Raw genomic sequence first — 18,961 nt, 5'->3', positions numbered from 1 at the left:
CGCCGAAAGGCGTGGCCTGTAAGTCGCATCTAAGTCGTTAAAAATATGGTGGACGCACTAGGGCTCGAACCTAGGACCCGCTGATTAAGAGTCAGCTGCTCTACCAACTGAGCTATGCGTCCACACTGGCATCTGGGCCGTTGGCCCGTTTCCGCCGTTCCGGCGACTCACCGGAGGCGCTCCATATAGAGGCTGTTTCGCCGGTGTGAAGGGGGTTATTGCCCTAAACCTGTAAGAAAGACAAAAAAATCGAAAAGACAGCAGCTTATCCGCGCATCCGGGCGCGGTAGAGTTCTGCCATTCGACGGGCCGCTTCGCTTGAAAGCGACAGGAAGCAGTCCTTGCTGCCTTCAAAACATTCGTACCGCTCGATCAGCATTGCCTCGACCAATGCGTCGACATAGGAGCTCGAGAACTTGCCGGAGTTTTCCTGGCTTGCGCTGAGTTCGCTGATGCGCATTTCTCGCCCATCAATCCGGGCAATCATCAGTTCCAGCATGATGTCCCACGCCGGTTCGCTGAACAGTTCGTTGCCAAGGCAGCGTTCGCGCTCGCGGCGCTGGGTGAGCAAGGTTTCAAAATAGTCGCGGGGTGCGGTGGGGCTGGTGCTGGCCTGCGAGAGCTCATGCGCGTCGTGTTCGGCGCCGGTGTCGGCACGGCGGGCTGCGCCGGCCAGTTCGTCCGCAAGGCGGGTCAGGTCACGGTGAAGGTTCCAAAGCGAGATGCCCTCGCGTTCCTGCGTTTCTTCCTGATCTACTGAGGTCAACGGACCGTTCATCGACAACAATACCTCGTCCCGGCGCGTGTTGCTCCACGGCCGGCCAAATACGAGCGTCCCCCGGCAAAGCAGGGACACATCCATGAAGTTCGGCTTGCGCCTCTCCTCGTGGATGTGTCCCGGCCCTGGGAGGAAACTCAGGGATCGTCTGGAATCCGGTCACGGGGGGATGCCGGATTGGATCGGTCTATTCCGATTTAATCGAGCAATTAATCGAATACCGTTTCAAATGCAAACCCTTTTGCCGCAGTGCGAGATGGACAGTGCGGCGGAGAAAGTGCCGTATCGGTGATCGTGGAAGGATCTTGCCGCGGCCCTGCGCGGAAGGTTGCGAATGATCCAGACCGTCCCCGAATGACGGAAAGATCGTGCCACTCAGTCGGAAGAATTCTGCGCAAAATTTTTGCCTTCGGCGACGTTCCGCAACATGAATTGGCAGCTTATCGGCAAAGAGCTAATGCAAATTTGTTCAGGAAAGCCCGCGTTGTCCGCCCTGCCTGTTCCAGCGATCGACCATCATCAGTGTGCCGATACAGATCATGTTGGTCATCATCGACGATCCGCCGTGGCTCATGAAGGGCAGGGGGATGCCAACGACCGGGGCGAGGCCCATCACCATCATCAGGTTGATCGCAACATAGAAGAAGATCGTGGAGGTCATCCCGGCAGCCAGCAGGGCGCCGAAGCGGTCAGGCGAGCGGCGAGCCACTTCCCAGCCCCAGCGCAGCACAACGCCGAACACCAGCAGCACGGCAAGGCCGCCGATCAGTCCCCATTCTTCCGACATCGTGGCAAAGACGAAGTCTGTGTGCGGTTCGGGCAGATAGTTCAGGTGACTCTGTGAGCCATTGCCGAAGCCTTTCCCGAAAATGCCGCCGGATCCGATGGCGATCTTGGATTGGGTGATGTGATAACCAGCGCCGAGCGGATCGCTTTCCGGATCGAGGAACGTGGTCACGCGGCGGCGCTGATAATCGTGCAATGCGAAGAAATAAGCCAAAGGCGCAGCAACCGCAGCAGCAAGCCCGCCGCCCACGAACCAGCGCATCGGCAGGCCGGAAAGGAAGATCACCACGGCGCCACCGAAGCCGATCGCCAATGCAGTCCCCAGATCGGGTTGCAACAGCACCAGCCCCATAGGCAGTGCGATCAGTCCGCCGGCTGGGATGATCGAGCGCCATCCGCCGACCTCCCCTGCGGGCAGGGTGTGATAGAAGCTGGCGAGCACCAGGACGATAGTGGGCTTCATCAGTTCGGATGGTTGGAGCACAAGCGGCCCGAGGTTCAGCCATCGTTGGCTACCACCGCCAATTGCCCCAAGGGCCTCCACCGCCATCAAAAGCAGCAGAACCGCGGCATAGGCGGGATAGGCGGCCCAGCGCACAAGATCGCGTGGAACGCGGGCCATGATGAGCGCCATGATGAGGAAAACGAAGAAGCGGACCAGGTGTGACGCCGCAAACGGACTCATGCTTCCGCCTGCGGCCGAATAAAGCACGGCGCCGCCGAAGGTGGTCAGCGCCATCAACGGGATGATGACTTGCCAAGGCAGTCTGGCGACAGCGGCAGGGACGATTGACCGGCTCATCAATTCGGCTCCGCTACAGGCGGCACTGACACCGTGGAGGCAGGCGGAACTGCCGGAGCGGCGGCCTGTCCGGCATTTGCGGTGCCGGGCGGCGCAATTTCCTGATCCATTTCGACCGGCCGCGTAACGACCGCGCCGCCTTCAGGCGAGTCTTCGATCGCGGCCACTGCGGCACGCGCTTCGGCATCGACCTGACGAGTTATATCTTCGGGATCGGATGGCGGTTTCGGCACGGAAATGCCGAATTCGGTAGCATAGGCGGCATATTTGCGGGCCATGCGATCACGTGGCGTACCGCCCCATTCCTTCTCCATTTCCTGCAGCTTCTGCATGGCGAGAGCAGGGTCGTATAGGAACGTGATCACATCACGCGCGATAGGATAGGCCGCGCCGGAACCGCCGCCATGTTCGATCACCACTGCGCCGGCATAGCGCGGATTGTCGAAAGGGGCGAAGAAGATGAACAGGCCATGGTCGCGATGCTTCCACAGGCCGCCCTTGCCGCTGGAGACGTTGAGCGAAACGACTTGCGCGGTACCGGTCTTGCCCGCCATGTGAATCCCTTCGATCGGGATGCGCGCCCGCCCGGCGGTGCCTGCGCCGTTCACCACTTCGTTCATGGCGTTGCGGATGATCGTAGTGTGATCGCCGTGGAAGCCCATGGTTTCGAATTTGGGCTTCTTCCCGTCAAGGATCAGGCGCGGCATTACCTTGTTGCCGCTGGCGAGCCGTGTGGCCATCACGGCGAGCTGCAGGGGATTGGCCAACATATAGCCCTGGCCGATAGTGGCATTCACCGTATCATAGGGCTGCCATTCGCGCTTGTGCTTGCGCATCAGCCATTCGGGATCGGGGACGGTGCCGAAGAACTGGCTGGAGACCGGCAGAGGGAATTCTTCCTGCATGCCCAGACGGCGAGCCATCGGCGCTATCACATTCATGCCCAGCCGCTGGGCGAAGTGATAGAAATAGACATCGCAGCTCTGGTAAATGCCCTTGGCCATATCGACCTGGCCGTGCCCGCGCCGATTCCAGCAGTGGAACACGCGGTTGCCCACTTTCAGGCCGCCGCCGCAGAACACTGTCTCATGCGGGTCCAGACCGGCTTCCAGAAAAGCCATGGAGACCATTGGCTTGACGGTGGAGCCGGGCGGGTAAAGGCCCTTGAGCACCTTGTTGCGCAAAGGCACGTGATCGTCATCCGCCAGCATCTTCCATTCGACACGGCCGATGCCGTCGGAGAAGCTGTTGGGATCGAAGCTGGGCATGGACGCCATGCACAACAGGTCGCCGGTGAGGCAATCGAGCACTACGACAGAGCCGGATTCGAGACCGAGGCGGCGTGCGGCATAATCCTGTAGTGGGCCGTCGATGGTCAGCTTGATCGGCTTGCCCTGAACATCTTCGCGTGTTTCAAGATCGCGGACGATCTCGCCGCTGGCAGTGACTTCCACGCGCCGGGCACCCGGTTCGCCCCGCAAGGTCTGTTCGAACTGCTTTTCCAGCCCGTCCTTGCCCATCTTGAAGCCGGGAGTGACTAGCAGCGGAATCCGCTCTTTTTCATATTCCTCGGCAGACGCTGCCCCGACATATCCGATCAGGTGCCCTACCGAAGGGCCAGTAGGGTAATGGCGCGAGAAGCCGCGTTGAGGGACGACCCCGGGCAGGTCAGGCAGTCGGACGCTGACTGCTGCGAATTTCTCGTAATCAAGGCCGCTGGCGACTTCGACGGGTTGAAAGCCGCGCGCATCGGACAGTTTGTCCTTCAGATCCTGAACCTGCACGGCAGACAGATTGAGCAAAGTGCCGAGCGTTTCTACCTCGCGTTCCGGGTTGAGCATTCGCTCGGGCACCACGTCCACGCGAAAATCGGCGCGATTGGAAGCAAGCGGAGCGCCATTGCGGTCAAGGATCCAACCCCGGCGAGGGGGGATCAGTGACAGGTTTACTCGGTTGGATTCCGACAGGACGCGGTAACGCTCGTTCTCCGCCACCGCCAGGTAGCCCATGCGCGCGGCCAGCAGCAGGCCTACGCCGCCCTGTATCCCGCCGATAAGGAAGCTGCGGCGCTGGAATGAATTGTTCAGCGTTCCGGCTGTCGTGCGTGGCCGTGCCATTGCGGTCAGCCTACCACCTTGATGCGGAACAGCCTGACACGATCGAAGAAGGAAACCATGCGCGCCACGATGGGGAACAACAGCGCACTCAGCAATATCTGCGGAATGATAAGACCAAATCGTTCAATTTCGAAGTTGCCGCCGGCAAACAGGGCGCCAATGAACAGATAAGCAGTGATCATGCCGGATGCTGTGCCCCAGTCCTGCCAGAAACCGCGCCAGGGAAAACGGAGTTCGATTGCGTCCATAGCCAGCATTGCGACCGACCAGAGAAGGATGGCATTGCCGAAGGGTTGCCCGCTGAACAGATCGTCGAACGCGCCAAGCGGCAACCCGACCCATAGCGGTAGCAGGCCCGGGCGCACGATGCGCCAGGCAAGCAACATCATGAAGCCGAAGGGCGGCATCACCGGGCCTGCAGCAATTACCGGAAGTAGAGGCGCAAGCGAGGCGAGCAGAATTGTGAGCAGCGGCACACCATGTGCCAGCACCACCGAATGATCGCGGTTGATCGTCTTGCCGAAGCGGTCGCGATGGGTAGCGGTCATGCGTGCGTCCATGCGGCGCTCAGGGCTCATTGCGGCCCTCCCGGTGCAGGTTGCGCAATCACGGCGGCGGCCTGCGGCACCCATACGGGATCGACTGCAACATGGATTGTCGCGGCAGGATTGGCCAATGGCAGTCCGACCGCCCCGTCATTGGTGACCTTTTCCACCACCGCCACGGCGATGCCCGGGCGGAAGATGCCACCCGCGCCCGATGTCACGAAGACGTCGCCCTTCTTGAGCGGATTGATGCCGAGATTAATCAGGCGCAGCCGCAGCGAACCGTCCGCGCGACCTTCCGCGAAGGCGATTACATTATCCGTGCTGCGCCGAACGGGTACCATGCTGGCCGTGTCGGTCAGCAACATGACGCGTGCGCTGCTGTCGCCAGCTTCCAACACGCGTCCGACCAGCCCCATGGGGGAACGGACCGGCATGCCCGGCTTGACTCCTGAATCACGCCCGGCCGAAAGATAGGCAAAGCGGCGGGTGCTGGCGGAACTGGAGCCGATCAGTCGCGCATAGGCGACGGGTTTGACTTCCTCCTCGCGCAATCCCAGCAAAGCCTTCAGCCGCTGGTTTTCCGCCTCTATGGCCTTGGCTTCGGCCAGATGGACGTGAGCCTCTTCTACTTCGCGCTGAAGCCGGGCGTTCTTGTTCCCGGCATCGAAATAGCCGGCGATCGCCTGGATCAGGCCCTGACTGTCGCTGCGGACTTCCGCCCCTGCGCGGCCGGCAGGCTCGACCACGTCGGTCGCCTCTGCGCGCAGGGATGCCATTGCTTCGGGCTTCCATGCCGAAAGCGCCAGCAGTCCGGCGCCGATCAAGGCGCCGATGCCGGCCACGAGATATCCGGTGAAGGCGCTGAACTGCGCCTTCTTGGAATGGCCCGTGCGGCGTTTTCTCGGCGGCGCCATGCGCCTGTTTCCTTATTGGGCCGACGGACGGCCGTTATGGACTGCCCCCGGCGGTTTGACTGTCTCAGGCGGTCATCAACACGCCGCGATAGATCGGGTCTTCCATCGCCCGGCCTGTGCCCAGGGCGACGCAGGACAGGGGATCCTCCGCCACGCTCACCGGAAGACCGGTTTCTTCGCGCAGATGTTCGTCCAGACGGCGGATCAGGGCGCCGCCTCCGGTCAGCACGATGCCCTGGTCGACAATGTCGGCAGCCAGTTCCGGTGCGGTGTTTTCCAACGCGATGCGAACGCCTTCCACGATTGCGCCGATCGGTTCGGACAGCGCTTCGGCGATGTTCGCCTGATTAATCGTGATTTCCTTGGGTACGCCGTTGACGAGGTCGCGTCCCTTGAGAGTGATCGTTTCACCGATGCCATCTTCCGGGACCACTGCGATGCCGTAGTCCTTCTTGATCCGCTCCGCAGTGGCATCGCCGATCAGCAGATTGTGGTGTCGGCGGACATAGGAAACGATGGCTTCGTCCATCTTGTCACCGCCTGTACGCACTGAAGTGGTATAGGCGAGGCCGCGCAGCGAAAGCACCGCGACTTCGGTGGTGCCGCCACCGATGTCCACCACCATCGAGCCGACCGGTTCGGTAACGGGCATATCGGCGCCGATTGCCGCAGCCATCGGCTCAAGGATCAGGAATACTTCAGAGGCACCCGCATTCGAAGCGGCGTCGCGAATGGCGCGGCGCTCGACCGAGGTGGAGCCGGAAGGAACGCAGACGACGATTTCCGGCGGACGGAACATGCTCGTCTTCTTGCCGTTCACCTTACGGATGAAGTGCTTGATCATTTCTTCTGCGATTTCGATGTCGGCAATAACACCATCGCGCAGCGGGCGGATTGCGTCGATGTTGTCTGGCGTCTTGCCCATCATCATTTTCGCATCGTCGCCCACGGCCTTGACCCGCTTCACGCCATTGAGCGTTTCGATCGCTACCACCGACGGCTCGTTAAGCACGATCCCGCGATCCTGCACGTAGACCAGCGTATTGGCGGTGCCCAGGTCGATCGCCATATTCTGGGAGCCGAGCTTGAAGAATTTCGAAAAGAAGGAACTCATCAAGGAAATCCGTATTGTTTTCCAACCCTTTGACGGGTGCTGTTATGAGGTTCGCTGTCGCAGTGCAGCGATGGGACGCGGCTGCTTAAACCAAGCGCCCGGTAAAGGCCAAAATTTTGTGAGGAAAGCGATGCATTTTTGGGCGGCTCGGCTCGAAATCGGGACCGTTCGCCGTTAGGCTCGCTCCATGCCCCGAATTCGCCGCCTTCCAGTGACCCTGATTAACCGAATTGCTGCCGGCGAAGTGGTCGAACGGCCCGCCGCCGCGCTGAAGGAACTGGTGGAGAATGCCATCGATTCCGGAGCAACCCGCATCGCGGTGAGCATCGCCGAGGGTGGGCTGTCGCGCATCGAAGTTACGGACGATGGCTGCGGTATGAGCGCGGAGGAGATGGAACTGGCGCTGGAGCGCCATGCGACCTCCAAGCTGCCGGACGAGGCGATCGAACTGGTCGCGACTCTTGGCTTTCGGGGCGAGGCTCTGCCGTCCATCGCCAGCGTTGCCCGCCTGACACTCCAATCCCGCGTGCGGGGCGAGGATCAGGGCTGGAAAAGAGTGGTCGATCATGGCGTTCTGGCGGAAGAAGGCCCTGCGGCCCTCCCTCCGGGTACGCGCGTTCGGGTGGAGCAGCTTTTCGCCAAGATACCGGCACGTCGGAAATTCCTGCGCAGTGAACGCAGCGAATATGCTGCCTGCCTCGATGTCGTGCGGCGGCTTGCCATGGCGCGGCCCGATGTCGCTTTCAGCCTTGAGCATAATGGCCGACGCGTATTCGCGGTGCAGGGCGGGGAAACGGCGGAGGAGCGGGTCGCGCAACTTGTTGCGCGCGAGCTTGCCGGAAATGCCGTGCTGCTGGACATGGAACGCCCGGTGCAAAGCGGCACGATGCGCCTTTCCGGAGTTGCAGGGCTGCCGACGTTCAATCGCGGTGTGGCCGACCATCAATATCTGTTCGTCAATGGCCGTCCCGTGAAGGACAGGCTGCTGGTCGGTGCGGTGCGCGGTGCCTATGCGGATATGCTGGCGCGGGATCGCCACGCGGTGCTTGCCCTGTTCCTCGACCTGCCACCGGAAGATGTGGACGTGAACGTCCATCCAGCGAAGACCGAAGTGCGCTTTCGCGATTCAGCGGGAGTGCGCGGCTTTATCGTATCCGGGCTTCGTCAGGCGCTTTCCACGGGCGATCAGCGCAGCGCGCAGGCCCCCGATGCATCCGCCATGGCGAAATGGCAGCAGGAGCCGCTGGCTGCCCCGATGCGGGATGAGCCATCTCCGGCGCTGCGCTCGATCTTCGCGGGGAGGGACTGGACCGCGCCTTCGCAGCGGCCCGCGATCGGGCGAGTGAGCGAAGCCGGCCAGGCATGGCGCGCATTCGAGGCGGACGCGATGTCCACTCCCGAGGCGGCGCCGATGGGGCGGGCGGAGGCCGCAGAAGATCTTCCCGATGAGGCGGTGGATTATCCGCTCGGCATTGCGCGCGGGCAGGTGGCCAACACCTATATCGTGGCCGAGGCCGCGGACGGGCTGGTATTGGTGGACCAGCATGCTGCACATGAACGGCTCGTTCTCGAAAGGCTGCGCGCGGCAGGCGCAGGAGAGAAAGTCGCCGCCAGTCAGGCGTTGCTGATCCCCGAAGTTGTCGAAATGGACGAGCCGGCCTGCGACAGGTTGGAAGAAAACGCCGCGAAATTTGCCGAGCTGGGTCTGTCGATCGAACGGTTCGGCCCCAATGCGATGCTGGTACGCGCCATGCCCGGCGTGCTGGGCAAGGCCGATCCGCACGCGCTGCTGCAGGATCTGGCCGACGATCTGGCGCTCAATGGAGATGCCCTGTTGCTCGACGAAAAGATCGAGCACGTGCTGGCAACGATGGCCTGCCATGGTTCGGTGCGGGCGGGACGCACGCTTTCGGTGGCGGAAATGAATGCCTTGCTACGCGAGATGGAGCGCACTCCCCGGTCAGGCCAATGCAATCATGGCCGCCCTACCTGGGTGAAGCTGTCCATGGCCGAGGTCGAGAAACTGTTCGGGAGGCATTGATGCGCGCTACCTCCATTCTGCTCGCAGCCATGGTGCTGGCTTCCTGCAGCAAGGAACCGCAGGGCGAGCGGCAGACCATCGACAGTGAGACGGTGGACAAGGCGTTGGCTGGAAAGCCGGTTCCGATAGAGCTTGCGCCGCTGCGCCTGCCTGACATCGAGAAGCACCAGATCTACGGCACGAGTTGCGCCTTCGCCGCTGAAGGAGGCGGGCTGGCGGCAGTTGCGATAGCCATGACAGATGCCGGCTATCTGAAGGTCGGCAAGGAAGTGCTGCGTTTTGCGGCTGACAAGGGCAGCGCGGAAATGCCGTTCGGGACATGGACGGAATATGACGGGTTGGCTCGCAGTTTCGAGTTGGAAACCACGTTGGGCGATCCCCCGCAGCCGGGCGGCAGAACTGTGACTTTCCCAGGGCGCCTCACGGTTCGGGACGAGCATGAACGTGTCGTCTATGACCGGCCCGGTGAGATTCAGTGCAATAAGGGTTAGGTTCCGGCCAGAGGCCATGTTCGGATCAGCCGTCCCCGCGCACGCGGATCAGGCTGATCGGCTTCATCGACAGTACCGGTTGGCCGTGCTGGTTGAAGGTCGTCATCTTCGTATTGAGGATGCCGATACCGGGTTTTGAGCGACTGAGGCGTTTTTCAACCAGTTCCATCTCGCAACTCAGGACGTCGCCGGGATAGACCGGGCGGAGCCAGCGCAATTCGTCGACCCCCATTGCTCCCAGTGCGGCGCGGGGCATGATTGCGTGATGTTCCACCATCATCGCCATGGTCATGGAACAGGTGTGCCATCCGCTGGCGGCGACCTTGCCGAAATGGGTAAGGGCCGCCGCCTCGTCGGATAAATGGAAGGGCTGAGGATCGTATTTGCCCGCGAAATCCAGCACTTCCTCGCGGGTGACTTCATAGTGCCCGAAGCGGACGACTGCGCCCGGTTCAAGATCCTCGTAAAACAGCATGATCGTCAGTGTCCCAATGATAGCTTGGCGAACAGTGTGTAGCCCATTGGGTCATTGCCATAATAGGGATCAAGCGCGGAAGGCTTGGCAAAAGCGGAAACCGCGCCGCCAAGGCTAAGCATCACAGCATCACCCAAGGGGAAGTGGCGGGCATAGCCGGCCTGAAACTTGGTGACGCGGAAAGGCTGGTCATGCAGCGGATCGTCATGATCCGGGATCAGTTCGTCATTGTCGACATTCTCGACCCGCGCGAAGAGCGAGTTGGCCTTGTCGATGTCCCAGTTCACTTCGCCCAACCAGGCGGTCAGCGTGTCGCCGGGAACCCGGTTCTTGGCGCTGAAGGCTGCGAGGGCGGACAGGCCCTTGCCATTGGCATATTGAATCGAGGCCGTGGTGCGTGCCTCGTCCTGATTGCCGTGCAATGCCTCGGGCTGCTCGATCCTCGCATGGCTTACCTGCATCGCCCATTCGGGCGACGGGGTGAGGGTGGCGCGCACAGCCCAGCTGTCGAGCTTGGGAGTTTCGATCCCCCAGCGCTCCTCATCCGGCTCGGCGCCCCGGAAGGCTGAACCTTCAAGCTGGAACAGGCGCGAGGAATAGCCGGCCGTCACTACGCCATAAGTGATATGCGTGGAATCGAACCAGTGATGGGTGATTGGCGGTTCGGGATTATTGCTGGCCGATCCGCGATGCATGAAAGCGCTGGGGCCGATGGCTGGCTCGCCCACCGGGCCGCCATAAAGGAAGAGGGTCGCATTGTCGGAGACGTTCACGTCCACCCGGGCGGCCAGTTCCATGAACAGGTCATGCGGATGCTGGCGGTCCACCAGCGGCTCGCCATCGGCCGTCTCGCCCGTGGCGAAAAGGTTGGGATAGCCGCGCGCATCCATCAGCGGTTCGAGGCTGAGCATACTGCGCAACTGGATGCGGCCCCAATCGGTCTGCCGCTCTCCCGCAAGCATCAGCATGGAGGTGGAATAGAGCATGTCGTCGCCGCGCGGGCCGGAAAAGTCCGAATATTGGGCAGTCACGGCGCCATGCACCATCACCATCCAGTCACCGCTGCCGATATGCAGGCCATGCATCGCGCCTTCCGCAGCGGGAAGACGGGCCGTGCCCGATCCTTCGGCGGGCATCCACTCGGTGGATGCAGGCATATCCATTGCGGCCATCGATCCATGGTTCATGCCGGAATGGTCCATCTGGCCATGATCCATTGGCCCATGATCCATTGAAGCCCCGTGATCCATCGAACCGTGATCCATGGCACCTTCGTCGGGTGCCGGTTCTTCCTGCCCATGGTCTTCGTGCTGGGCAAACGCAGGCGTGGCCATTGCAACGGCAATCGCAGCGAGGCTGGCGGAAACTGCATATTTCATCGTTGGGGCTCCAATCCGGCTCAATGCGCCGGGAACATCATCCAGATCGCCATGGCGACCATCATCACGTTTTCGAGAAGCGAAACCGGCCCGAGGGGTACTTTACCCGATCCGCCCACACATGCGCATTCCAGCTCGCGCTTTTGCACGTAGACCGCGTAGAATACCGAAATGCCGCCAATCGTACCGATGAAGATCGAGATCGGGATCGACAGCCATGGCAACAGGCGTCCGGCCATCAACACCCCGGCCAGCGCTTCCGCAAAGGGGTAGAGATAGGCATAGGGCACCCAGCGGCGAGCCAGCAGGTCATAGCCAAGGAACATGGTTGCGAATTTTTCGACATCCTGCAGCTTGAGCATGGCCAGGATTGCCATGGAAAAGGCGATGAACCATTCCAGCGCCCGCAGGGTGAGCGGGCTGCCGAAGAAACTCTGGCTCAGAACCAAGGCAAGGGCGGCGGCAACGGCAAACACGGCCAGCACCGGGCGATATGTCTTCGCATTCGGATCGGTCAGAGGAAGGCCGAAATAGCGGCGCAGATCGTCATAGCCGCCAATCCGCTGCCCATCGATAAAGGTCTGCGGCGTAGTCTGCACATCGTGCTTCGCCTTGAATGCGTCAGTTTCCTCCCGCGTGGTGAGGTGATGGTCCTCCACGCGATAACCTTGCTTTTCGAGCAGATATTTCGCGCGCAAGCCCCAGGGGCAAACGTGCTTCTCCATCACCATGCGATAGAGTTGGGCGACAGGTCTCGTCGGTTGCTGTTCCATGACGAATCGACCTATAGCTCCCGTACCACGGTACGGAGTCAAGCGATGGCGATGACAATCTCGGAACTGGCCCGCAGCGTCGGCGTGGGTGTGGAGACGGTGCGCTTCTATCAGCGCAAGGGCCTGATCCACGATCCCAAGCCCGCCGCGCTGGGCGGTGCGAAGGGCCGCAAGCATTATGGCGAGGAGGAAGCGCGGCGGATGCGCTTCATCCGTTCGGCTCAGGAGGCGGGCTTTACCTTGGGCGAGATCGCCGAACTAATCGAACTCGATCGCACGAATGACCGGCCCCGCGCGCGCGAAATGGCAGCGGAACGGATCGCCGATCTGGATGCGAAGATCGAGAACATGACCGTTGCGCGAGACAGGCTGCGCAAACTGGCCAGGGAATGTGCAGGTTCGAGCGGCGGGCCGTGCCCGATCATCGCCGCCTTCGAGTGATGGGCGCCCTTACAGGGCGAGCACATCCCTGAACACGGTGGCGGTTCCGTCGATCTCCGCATCATGCGCCGGCAGGCCGATCAGTTCGCGCAGCAGCGGTTCGACATCGACATTGTCGAAATCGGGCAGGGCGGAGCCGGCCTTGAATGCCGGACCATTGGCGATGAAGATGGCGCGCATCAGCGGGTCCTGATTGTCCCAGCCATGGGTGCCGCCGTTCCAGGGCTTGTCGCCCGGCTTGGGGGCCTTGCCGCGCACGGCCCAACCGGTTTCGCCCAGGCAGAAGAACTCCGGAATGCGCGGGTTCTTCCCATATTCGAAGCGAGCGGGAAGCTCCCCCTTGCGCCAGCACTGCATATGTTCATGTGGCTTGAGCAGAACATCGGCCAGCGCCGCATCCTTGCCCGGCAGCGGGTTTATGGATGAATAGGCGCCCTGTTCCACGGCCACGCCTAGCCCGTCGATCTCTACATAGAGCGGAACCACGCGTTCTTCACTGCGAGCGGCCATGCCGTGATCCGACACGATCACCAGATTGGCGGGCTGCCCCATCCCGGCCAGCGCATCGCGCAGGCGGCCGAGTTGCACGTCCAGTGCGGCGAGCGTTTCGTTCACCTCGGGTGAATCCGGCCCGAACTCATGCCCGGCATGATCCAGTTCCTCGATATAGAGCATCATGAAACGCGGGCGGTTTTCCGCCGGGCGCCGCGCCCAGTCGATGATCGAATCCGTCCGGTGACGCATGCCGATAGTGAAGCCGAACTGGTGCCAGTCCGTGGGGAAGATGCCGTTGGTGGCAACAGTCGTGCCGGGCCAGATTTCCGTCGCGGTCGGAATGCCTGCCTTTTCGGCCGCGACCCAGATCGGAACCGACTCGTTCCACCACCAGGCATCGGTGCCGCCAACCCAGAAATCCGGCGAGTGGTTCGGATCGCTCATCGTATTGCCGATGATGCCGTTGCGATCGGGGCGCAGCCCGGTGGCAATCGAGTGATGATTGGGGAAGGTGAGGCTGGGGAAGGAGGGATACATGCCCGCCTGAACACCGCCAGCTGCAAGGGCCGCGAGATTGGGGGTCAGTCCACGTTCGAGATAATCCTTACGGAACCCGTCGAGCGAGATCAGGATCGTGATCGGCGCCCGTTCCTCCGCCTGTGCCGCAACCGTGGAGCCGTCTGGCGAGGCAAGAACCGCAGTGGGGAGGGCGAGGGCGGCAAATGCCGCGGCGATCAGAGGTTTGGGCCAACGCATACCAGCAGTCTTGCCGGGGGATGCGTCGATTTGAAGTCCCTAAGCGCCCCTATGCGCCAAGGGTAACGAGATAGGGCGTTCGCCGCAAAGGCGCAGCGAACGCCCTTTGTCTCAGACGTTGAACTTGAACATCATCACATCGCCATCGTGGACGACATATTCCTTGCCTTCCTGACGAAGCTTGCCGTGTTCGCGCGCACCGGCTTCACCGCCCAGCGAGACGTAATCGTCAAAGGCGATGGTTTCGGCGCGGATGAAGCCCTTTTCGAAATCGGTATGGATTTCGCCAGCGGCCTGTGGGGCCTTGGCGCCCTTGTGGACAGTCCATGCGCGGGCTTCCTTGGGGCCGACCGTAAAGAAGGTCTGCAGGCCGAGCAGCTCGTATCCGGCGCGGATCACGCGGGCGAGGCCGGTTTCCTCAAGGCCGAGCGATTCAAGGAACTCGCCCCGGTCTTCCGGAGCCATGCCGACCAGTTCGGCCTCGATGGCGGCGGAAACGATCACGGCCTGCGCGCCTTCAGCCTTGGCCTTGGCGAACACCTTCTCGGTCAGTTCATTGCCGGTGGCCGCATCGTCTTCGGAGACGTTGCAGACATAAAGCACAGGCTTGGCGGTAAGCAGCTGGGCCTGTGCGAAGACGCGGGCTTCCTCCTCGTCCTTCGGCTCGGTCAGCCGGGCGGGCTTGCCTTCGCGCAGCAGTTCCAGCGTCTGGCCCAGCACGCTGGCGATCAGCTTGGATTCCTTGTCCCCGGTCGTGGCGCGCTTGGCGGCGGCGGGTACGCGCTTTTCGAGGCTTTCGAGGTCCGACAGAAGAAGTTCGGTTTCCACCACTTCGGCGTCCGCAATGGGATCGACCTTGTTGGCGACATGCTGGATGTCGTCATTCTCGAAGCAGCGCAGCACGTGGACCACCGCGTCAACCTCGCGGATATTGCCCAGGAACTGGTTGCCCAGGCCTTCGCCCTTGCTGGCGCCTTTCACCAGACCGGCAATGTCCACGAAGGCAAGCTGGGTTTCGATGATCTTCTGCGAACCGGCGATCTTCGCGAGTTCATACAGACGCGCGTCCGGCACCGCGACCTGGCCGACATTCGGCTCGATCGTGCAGAAGGGATAATTCGCGGCCTGTGCGGCCTGCGTTTCAGTGAGAGCATTGAAGAGAGTCGACTTGCCGACATTGGGCAGGCCGACGATCCCGCAACGGAAACCCATTTGATGTTACCTCGATTTGGAAGTTGCGCGGCCATTAGCCGGGGCACGGGTTTTGCGCAAACGAAACGCCCCTCCTGTGGGGGGAGGGGCGTTCAATTGCCTGATCCATTGCAGACCCCGCGAAGACTGAAGCGGGTTTGCGGACAGGGTGCGGCTTAGCGAGAAGCCTGCTTGCGGCGACGCTGGCGGATCAGCGCCAGGCCGATCAGGCCCGCGCCGGCCATGCCCAGCATGCCGGGTTCCGGAACCTGCGTGCCGCCGCTGCTTCCGCTGGAACCGCCGGAGGTGGAGCCTGACGGCGGCTTGGGCTTGCCCCAGCCACCCGAAGTCGAGCCGCCCCAGCCGCCTGCCATGGCAGGCGCGGACGCGGCGAGTGCACCGAGAACGATGGTCGAGATGATTGCCTTACGGAGCATAATTGTCCCCCTTTCTGCTACCGGAATGGTTACCGACAACAGACGCAAGGCGCGTGCCAATCGTTGATATGAGCCGATAACGGAAGTTAACGGCTTTCCGGATGAGGTCGATTTGTAAAGCCTGCCGACATATCTCGGCGCAGCGTCAATCCTGCTGGCGCAGCGCTACATCGCTCATGAAGCGGGCATCGTCGCCTTTGGCCAGCCAGTCAGCTTCCGCTCCGATCGCGCCGAGCATTCCGGCCAGATCGTCTTCCTCGGACTTGGCGAAATTGCCCAGCACATAACCGGTCACCCGATCCTTATGGCCGGGATGGCCGATGCCGAGCCGCACGCGGCGGAAATCGGCGCCCAGATGCTGGTCGATGGAACGCAGCCCGTTATGGCCGGCAATGCCGCCGCCGATCTTCACCTTCACCTTGAACGGGGCAAGGTCCAGCTCGTCATGGAAAACGGTGAGGGCGGACAGGTCCAGCTTGTAGAAGCGCATTGCTTCGCCGACTGAGCGGCCGCTTTCGTTCATGAAGGTTGCGGGCTTGAGCAGCACGATCTTTTCCGTGCCGAGCCGTCCTTCCTGCACCCAGCCTTGGAATTTCTTCTGCACGGCGCCGAAGCGGTGCATATCGCCAATCACGTCCAGCGCCATGAACCCGACATTGTGCCGGTTCATCGCATATTGCGGTCCGGGATTTCCAAGGCCGACCCAGAGTTGCATGGCGGTTTCCTAGACTTCCAGAAGGCAGAAAAGCAAAGCGCCGGCGGTGCCTGTGCACAGCCGGCGCCTGATTTGGCAGCAATGCCGGGCGATTATTCGCCTTCGGCTGCTTCCGCTTCGCCTTCGCTCGACTTCAGGGCCGAGGGAGCGACGATGGTGGCAATGGTGTAGTCACGATCGGTGATCGCGCTGGCCGAACCCTTCGGCAGCTTCACGCTGCTGATGTGGATCGATTCGCCAACTTCGCGGCCGGTCACGTCAATCTCGATTTCCGAGGGGATCAGTTCCGGATCGCAGATCAGGTCCAGTTCGTGACGGACGATGTTCAGCACGCCGCCGCGCTTGAGGCCCGGTGAGGCTTCTTCATTGGTGAACACCACCGGGACGAGCACTTCGACCTTGGCGTCCTTGCCAAGGCGAAGGAAGTCCACGTGCAGCGGACGGTCCGAAACCGGGTGGAAGGCAACGTCCTTGGGAAGGGTGCGCAGCGACTGGCCGCCGATCTCGACAGTGACGATCGAGTTCATGAAGTGACCGGTGCCGAGCTGGCGGCGCAGTTCCTTCTCCTCGACGTGGATCGACAGAGGTTCTTCCTTACCGCCATAGATAACGGCGGGGACACGGCCTTCGCGACGCAGTACTCGGGAGGCTCCCTTGCCAGCCCGTTCGCGTGCTTCGGCCGGCAGGGTCAGAGCGTCGCTCATGGTACGTGCCTTTCGAATTACTGGTTGGTTCGCTTCTCCAGCCACGCCTCCAGGGATGACCATGGCTGAGAAGCGCGCGCCACTATGGCAAAAGCCGCGCATTTGCAAGCATTGCGTGGTCTGCAGGGCGATGGATGCCCTATTGCACGCGCCTTACGCTATATCCACGCTCCGCCAGCAGGGCCGCAAGCCCTTCGCGGCCCACCATATGCGCTGCCCCCGTCGCCACGAACAGCGTGCCGCCTTTGGCCAGTTCTTCCGCGATCTTTTCCGACCATGCGCGGTTGCGGGACAGCAGCAAGGCCTCGCGCAGGCCGGGATCGGCCAGCATCCCCTCGTGCGTTTCTTTCTCCAGCGCGGCGGCATCGCCGGTCAGCCAGTGGTTGAGACGTTCATCGCCCAGTTCCTCGCCCTGCAAGGCCTCCTGCGCGACTCCTGCCAGCAGATCGCGCTGGTCCTGTTCCGGCAAAGCGTCGAACAGGCGCAATTGCGGCGCGGCGCCTTCCAGTTCGATCACCGGGCGTTTTCCGGCGGCCTTGATCAGCGTGAGATCGGCCCCTTCGCCGTCTGTGCCATCGTCATAAGCCTGGGCGAGAGTGAGGGCGGCGGCCCAGCTTTCCAGCCCGGCAAAATCCTTGTCGCTCAGCCCGCGTGCCTTCATGGCCTGTTTCAGCTCTGCCTGCCTTTCGCCGGAAAGCCTGCTGCTGAGCGGAGGCAGTCCCGGGCTGCGGGCGAGGCTGGCGAAGATGCCGCCAATCGCCGCGCCATCGCGGGCAAGGTCCACTTCCACCATCAGCCTGTCGGACGCGGCAAAGGCGTCGTCCAGCACCTGCGTCCGCCAGCGATACCCCTCGGGCAAAGAATGGACCGTGCCGAACAGATAGCCGTGCTGGCCGTTGGCACCGGTGATTTCCCACAGGGCAGGGGCCGGTTCGGGTTGTTCGGGTGCGGAATTGCAGGCGACCAGCAGCAACGCCAGCCATAGCCCGGCCAAACGGCGGGCGAATGGAGGGAGAGCGCGGATCAATGGACCCGCTTGCTGCGAACGCCGCGCTTCTTCAACTGGTCCTGCACGCTGCCCTTGCCGGCAAGGTGGCCTGCGCCCACCGCGATGAAGACGGTTCCGGGCTTGCGCAGCCGGTCTTTCACCCAGCCTGCCCAGATCACGTTGCGATCGGTCAGCATACGGCGATAGAGGGCCGGATCGCCTTCGGAGGAATTGATCAGCTCGGCCAGCGAATCCGCATCGCCTTCCAGCCAGTCCTTCAACATGGCGGTAAGGTCTTCCTTCAGCGTCGGTGCGGTTTCCACCACCTGATTGAGATAGGCGATCTGCTGGGCTTCGGGCAGGCCGGCGAAGAGGTCCACCTGGAAATCCACCGATTCAAGTGCGCTGCGCCGGGAGTTCTTCTGGCGGTGTTCCTCCACCACTTCTTCCGCGCCCTTCTGGGGATCGAACCCGGCACGCTTGGTCATCAGCACGGACAGGGTCAGTCCTGCGGACCATGGCTTGTAACGGTCGAACTGGGCGACAGGGATGCCCAGCGTGATGAGCAGTTCCTCGAAGGCCTTGCGGTCATCGGGGGAGAGCATGTCACGCAGAGTTTCGTCTTCCGGAAGGAATGCCGTCTGCTGCATCAGCACCGGCAGGCGCTCCGCATCCTGCGGGTCCAGTTCCGTCACCACTTCGGTGGACGATTCCAGCGCCTTGGCGATGGGGCCGGAAAACCAGTCCACTCCATCGGGCAGGAAGTGGATCGTGCCGAACAGGTAGATCGTCGTGTCCCGGTCCGAGACTTTCCACAGCGCCGGCCCGGCAGGCGCGACATGCGGCGCATCGCCGCCGACCAGGCGCGCATCATCGGCCGCATAAGCGGCAGAAAACTGCAATGCCAGCAGCGCGGCCGCAAAAGCGATGATTCGCCTGAACCCTGTGGTCATGCCCGCCTTGTTGCGGCAACCCGTGTGAAGGACAAGTTACCCCGAGGGGAAGCTGCGGATTGT

Annotated in this window: 19 protein-coding genes and 1 tRNA gene; 3 read left to right on the top strand and 17 right to left on the bottom strand. The window is 62.1% G+C overall.

What is annotated here, in order from left to right; all coding sequences use genetic code 11:
* Nucleotides 1-46: 46 nt before the first annotated feature.
* From SZ64_RS05840 to SZ64_RS05810, 7 genes are all read right to left on the bottom strand, one after another.
* Nucleotides 47-122 (bottom strand) — tRNA-Lys (locus SZ64_RS05840).
* A 143-nt stretch (nt 123-265) separates the two neighbouring features.
* Nucleotides 266-862 carry a hypothetical protein gene (locus tag SZ64_RS05835; RefSeq protein WP_156313546.1) on the bottom strand — a complete coding sequence of 199 codons (597 nt, stop codon included), beginning with the start codon at nt 860-862 and terminating at the stop codon, nt 266-268.
* 385 nt (nt 863-1,247) lie between these two features.
* Nucleotides 1,248-2,366, bottom strand: a complete 1,119-nt coding sequence (gene rodA / locus SZ64_RS05830) for a rod shape-determining protein RodA (RefSeq protein ID WP_054529953.1) — start codon at nt 2,364-2,366, stop codon at nt 1,248-1,250.
* Nucleotides 2,366-4,483 (bottom strand): penicillin-binding protein 2, encoded by a 2,118-nt coding sequence (gene mrdA, locus SZ64_RS05825; protein WP_054529952.1) that lies wholly within the window; start codon nt 4,481-4,483, stop codon nt 2,366-2,368. The genes rodA and mrdA overlap by 1 nt, the downstream gene beginning before the upstream one ends.
* 5 nt (nt 4,484-4,488) lie before the next feature.
* Nucleotides 4,489-5,061: a rod shape-determining protein MreD gene (locus tag SZ64_RS05820; RefSeq protein WP_241772991.1), complete on the bottom strand. Its 573-nt coding sequence runs from the start codon at nt 5,059-5,061 to the stop codon at nt 4,489-4,491.
* On the bottom strand, nt 5,058-5,945 hold the full coding sequence (gene mreC, locus SZ64_RS05815) for a rod shape-determining protein MreC (protein WP_054529950.1): 888 nt from the start codon (nt 5,943-5,945) through the stop codon (nt 5,058-5,060). Before mreC ends, SZ64_RS05820 begins: the two co-directional genes overlap by 4 nt.
* Nucleotides 5,946-6,009: 64 nt before the next feature.
* Nucleotides 6,010-7,059 carry a rod shape-determining protein gene (locus SZ64_RS05810; RefSeq protein ID WP_054529949.1) on the bottom strand — a complete coding sequence of 350 codons (1,050 nt, stop codon included), beginning with the start codon at nt 7,057-7,059 and terminating at the stop codon, nt 6,010-6,012.
* Between the two features lie 187 nt (nt 7,060-7,246).
* Between SZ64_RS05810 and mutL the strand changes: the two genes are divergently transcribed.
* A complete protein-coding gene (gene mutL, locus SZ64_RS05805; protein ID WP_054529948.1) occupies nt 7,247-9,100 on the top strand; it encodes a DNA mismatch repair endonuclease MutL in 1,854 nt (617 codons plus the stop codon).
* Nucleotides 9,100-9,591 (top strand): hypothetical protein, encoded by a 492-nt coding sequence (locus SZ64_RS05800; protein WP_054529947.1) that lies wholly within the window; start codon nt 9,100-9,102, stop codon nt 9,589-9,591. Before mutL ends, SZ64_RS05800 begins: the two co-directional genes overlap by 1 nt.
* Before the next feature lie 25 nt (nt 9,592-9,616).
* Here SZ64_RS05800 and SZ64_RS05795 read toward each other — a convergent pair whose 3' ends face one another.
* From SZ64_RS05795 to SZ64_RS05785, 3 genes are read right to left on the bottom strand one after another with little or no spacing between them, the layout of a single operon-like run.
* Nucleotides 9,617-10,066: a MaoC family dehydratase gene (locus tag SZ64_RS05795; protein WP_054529946.1), complete on the bottom strand. Its 450-nt coding sequence runs from the start codon at nt 10,064-10,066 to the stop codon at nt 9,617-9,619.
* 5 nt (nt 10,067-10,071) lie between these two features.
* The gene (locus SZ64_RS05790) at nt 10,072-11,445 is read right to left on the bottom strand and encodes a hypothetical protein (RefSeq protein ID WP_156313544.1); all 1,374 of its coding nucleotides are present in this window, start codon (nt 11,443-11,445) and stop codon (nt 10,072-10,074) included.
* Nucleotides 11,446-11,465: 20 nt separating this feature from the next.
* Nucleotides 11,466-12,218: a glutaredoxin gene (locus SZ64_RS05785; protein WP_054529945.1), complete on the bottom strand. Its 753-nt coding sequence runs from the start codon at nt 12,216-12,218 to the stop codon at nt 11,466-11,468.
* 45 nt (nt 12,219-12,263) lie between these two features.
* Here SZ64_RS05785 and SZ64_RS05780 point away from each other — a divergent pair, with 45 nt between their 5' ends.
* Nucleotides 12,264-12,659, top strand: coding sequence for a MerR family DNA-binding protein (locus SZ64_RS05780; protein ID WP_054529944.1), 396 nt, complete (start codon nt 12,264-12,266; stop codon nt 12,657-12,659).
* Between the two features lie 9 nt (nt 12,660-12,668).
* Here the strand turns inward: SZ64_RS05780 and SZ64_RS05775 are convergent, their stop codons facing one another.
* The 7 genes from SZ64_RS05775 to SZ64_RS05745 all read right to left on the bottom strand — a co-directional run bounded on the left by SZ64_RS05775 (nt 12,669) and on the right by SZ64_RS05745 (nt 18,898).
* Complete coding sequence (locus SZ64_RS05775) at nt 12,669-13,910, bottom strand: ectonucleotide pyrophosphatase/phosphodiesterase (RefSeq protein WP_054529943.1); 1,242 nt, start codon at nt 13,908-13,910, stop codon at nt 12,669-12,671.
* A 111-nt stretch (nt 13,911-14,021) separates the two neighbouring features.
* Nucleotides 14,022-15,122 carry a redox-regulated ATPase YchF gene (ychF, locus tag SZ64_RS05770; protein ID WP_054529942.1) on the bottom strand — a complete coding sequence of 367 codons (1,101 nt, stop codon included), beginning with the start codon at nt 15,120-15,122 and terminating at the stop codon, nt 14,022-14,024.
* Between the two features lie 155 nt (nt 15,123-15,277).
* Nucleotides 15,278-15,538, bottom strand: coding sequence for a PEP-CTERM sorting domain-containing protein (locus SZ64_RS05765; RefSeq protein WP_054529941.1), 261 nt, complete (start codon nt 15,536-15,538; stop codon nt 15,278-15,280).
* Nucleotides 15,539-15,683: 145 nt separating this feature from the next.
* Nucleotides 15,684-16,253: an aminoacyl-tRNA hydrolase gene (gene pth / locus SZ64_RS05760; RefSeq protein ID WP_054529940.1), complete on the bottom strand. Its 570-nt coding sequence runs from the start codon at nt 16,251-16,253 to the stop codon at nt 15,684-15,686.
* Between the two features lie 92 nt (nt 16,254-16,345).
* Entirely contained in the window at nt 16,346-16,957 is a 612-nt protein-coding gene (locus SZ64_RS05755; protein WP_054529939.1) for a 50S ribosomal protein L25/general stress protein Ctc, read from the bottom strand.
* A 139-nt stretch (nt 16,958-17,096) separates the two neighbouring features.
* Nucleotides 17,097-17,984, bottom strand: coding sequence for a TraB/GumN family protein (locus tag SZ64_RS05750; protein WP_162225076.1), 888 nt, complete (start codon nt 17,982-17,984; stop codon nt 17,097-17,099).
* The gene (locus tag SZ64_RS05745) at nt 17,981-18,898 is read right to left on the bottom strand and encodes a TraB/GumN family protein (RefSeq protein WP_054529937.1); all 918 of its coding nucleotides are present in this window, start codon (nt 18,896-18,898) and stop codon (nt 17,981-17,983) included. The genes SZ64_RS05750 and SZ64_RS05745 overlap by 4 nt, the downstream gene beginning before the upstream one ends.
* Nucleotides 18,899-18,961 lie beyond the last annotated feature (63 nt).

This window comes from Erythrobacter sp. SG61-1L, assembly GCF_001305965.1.
Taxonomy (GTDB): domain Bacteria; phylum Pseudomonadota; class Alphaproteobacteria; order Sphingomonadales; family Sphingomonadaceae; genus Andeanibacterium.
This window is presented reverse-complemented; position numbering and strand designations above follow the sequence as displayed.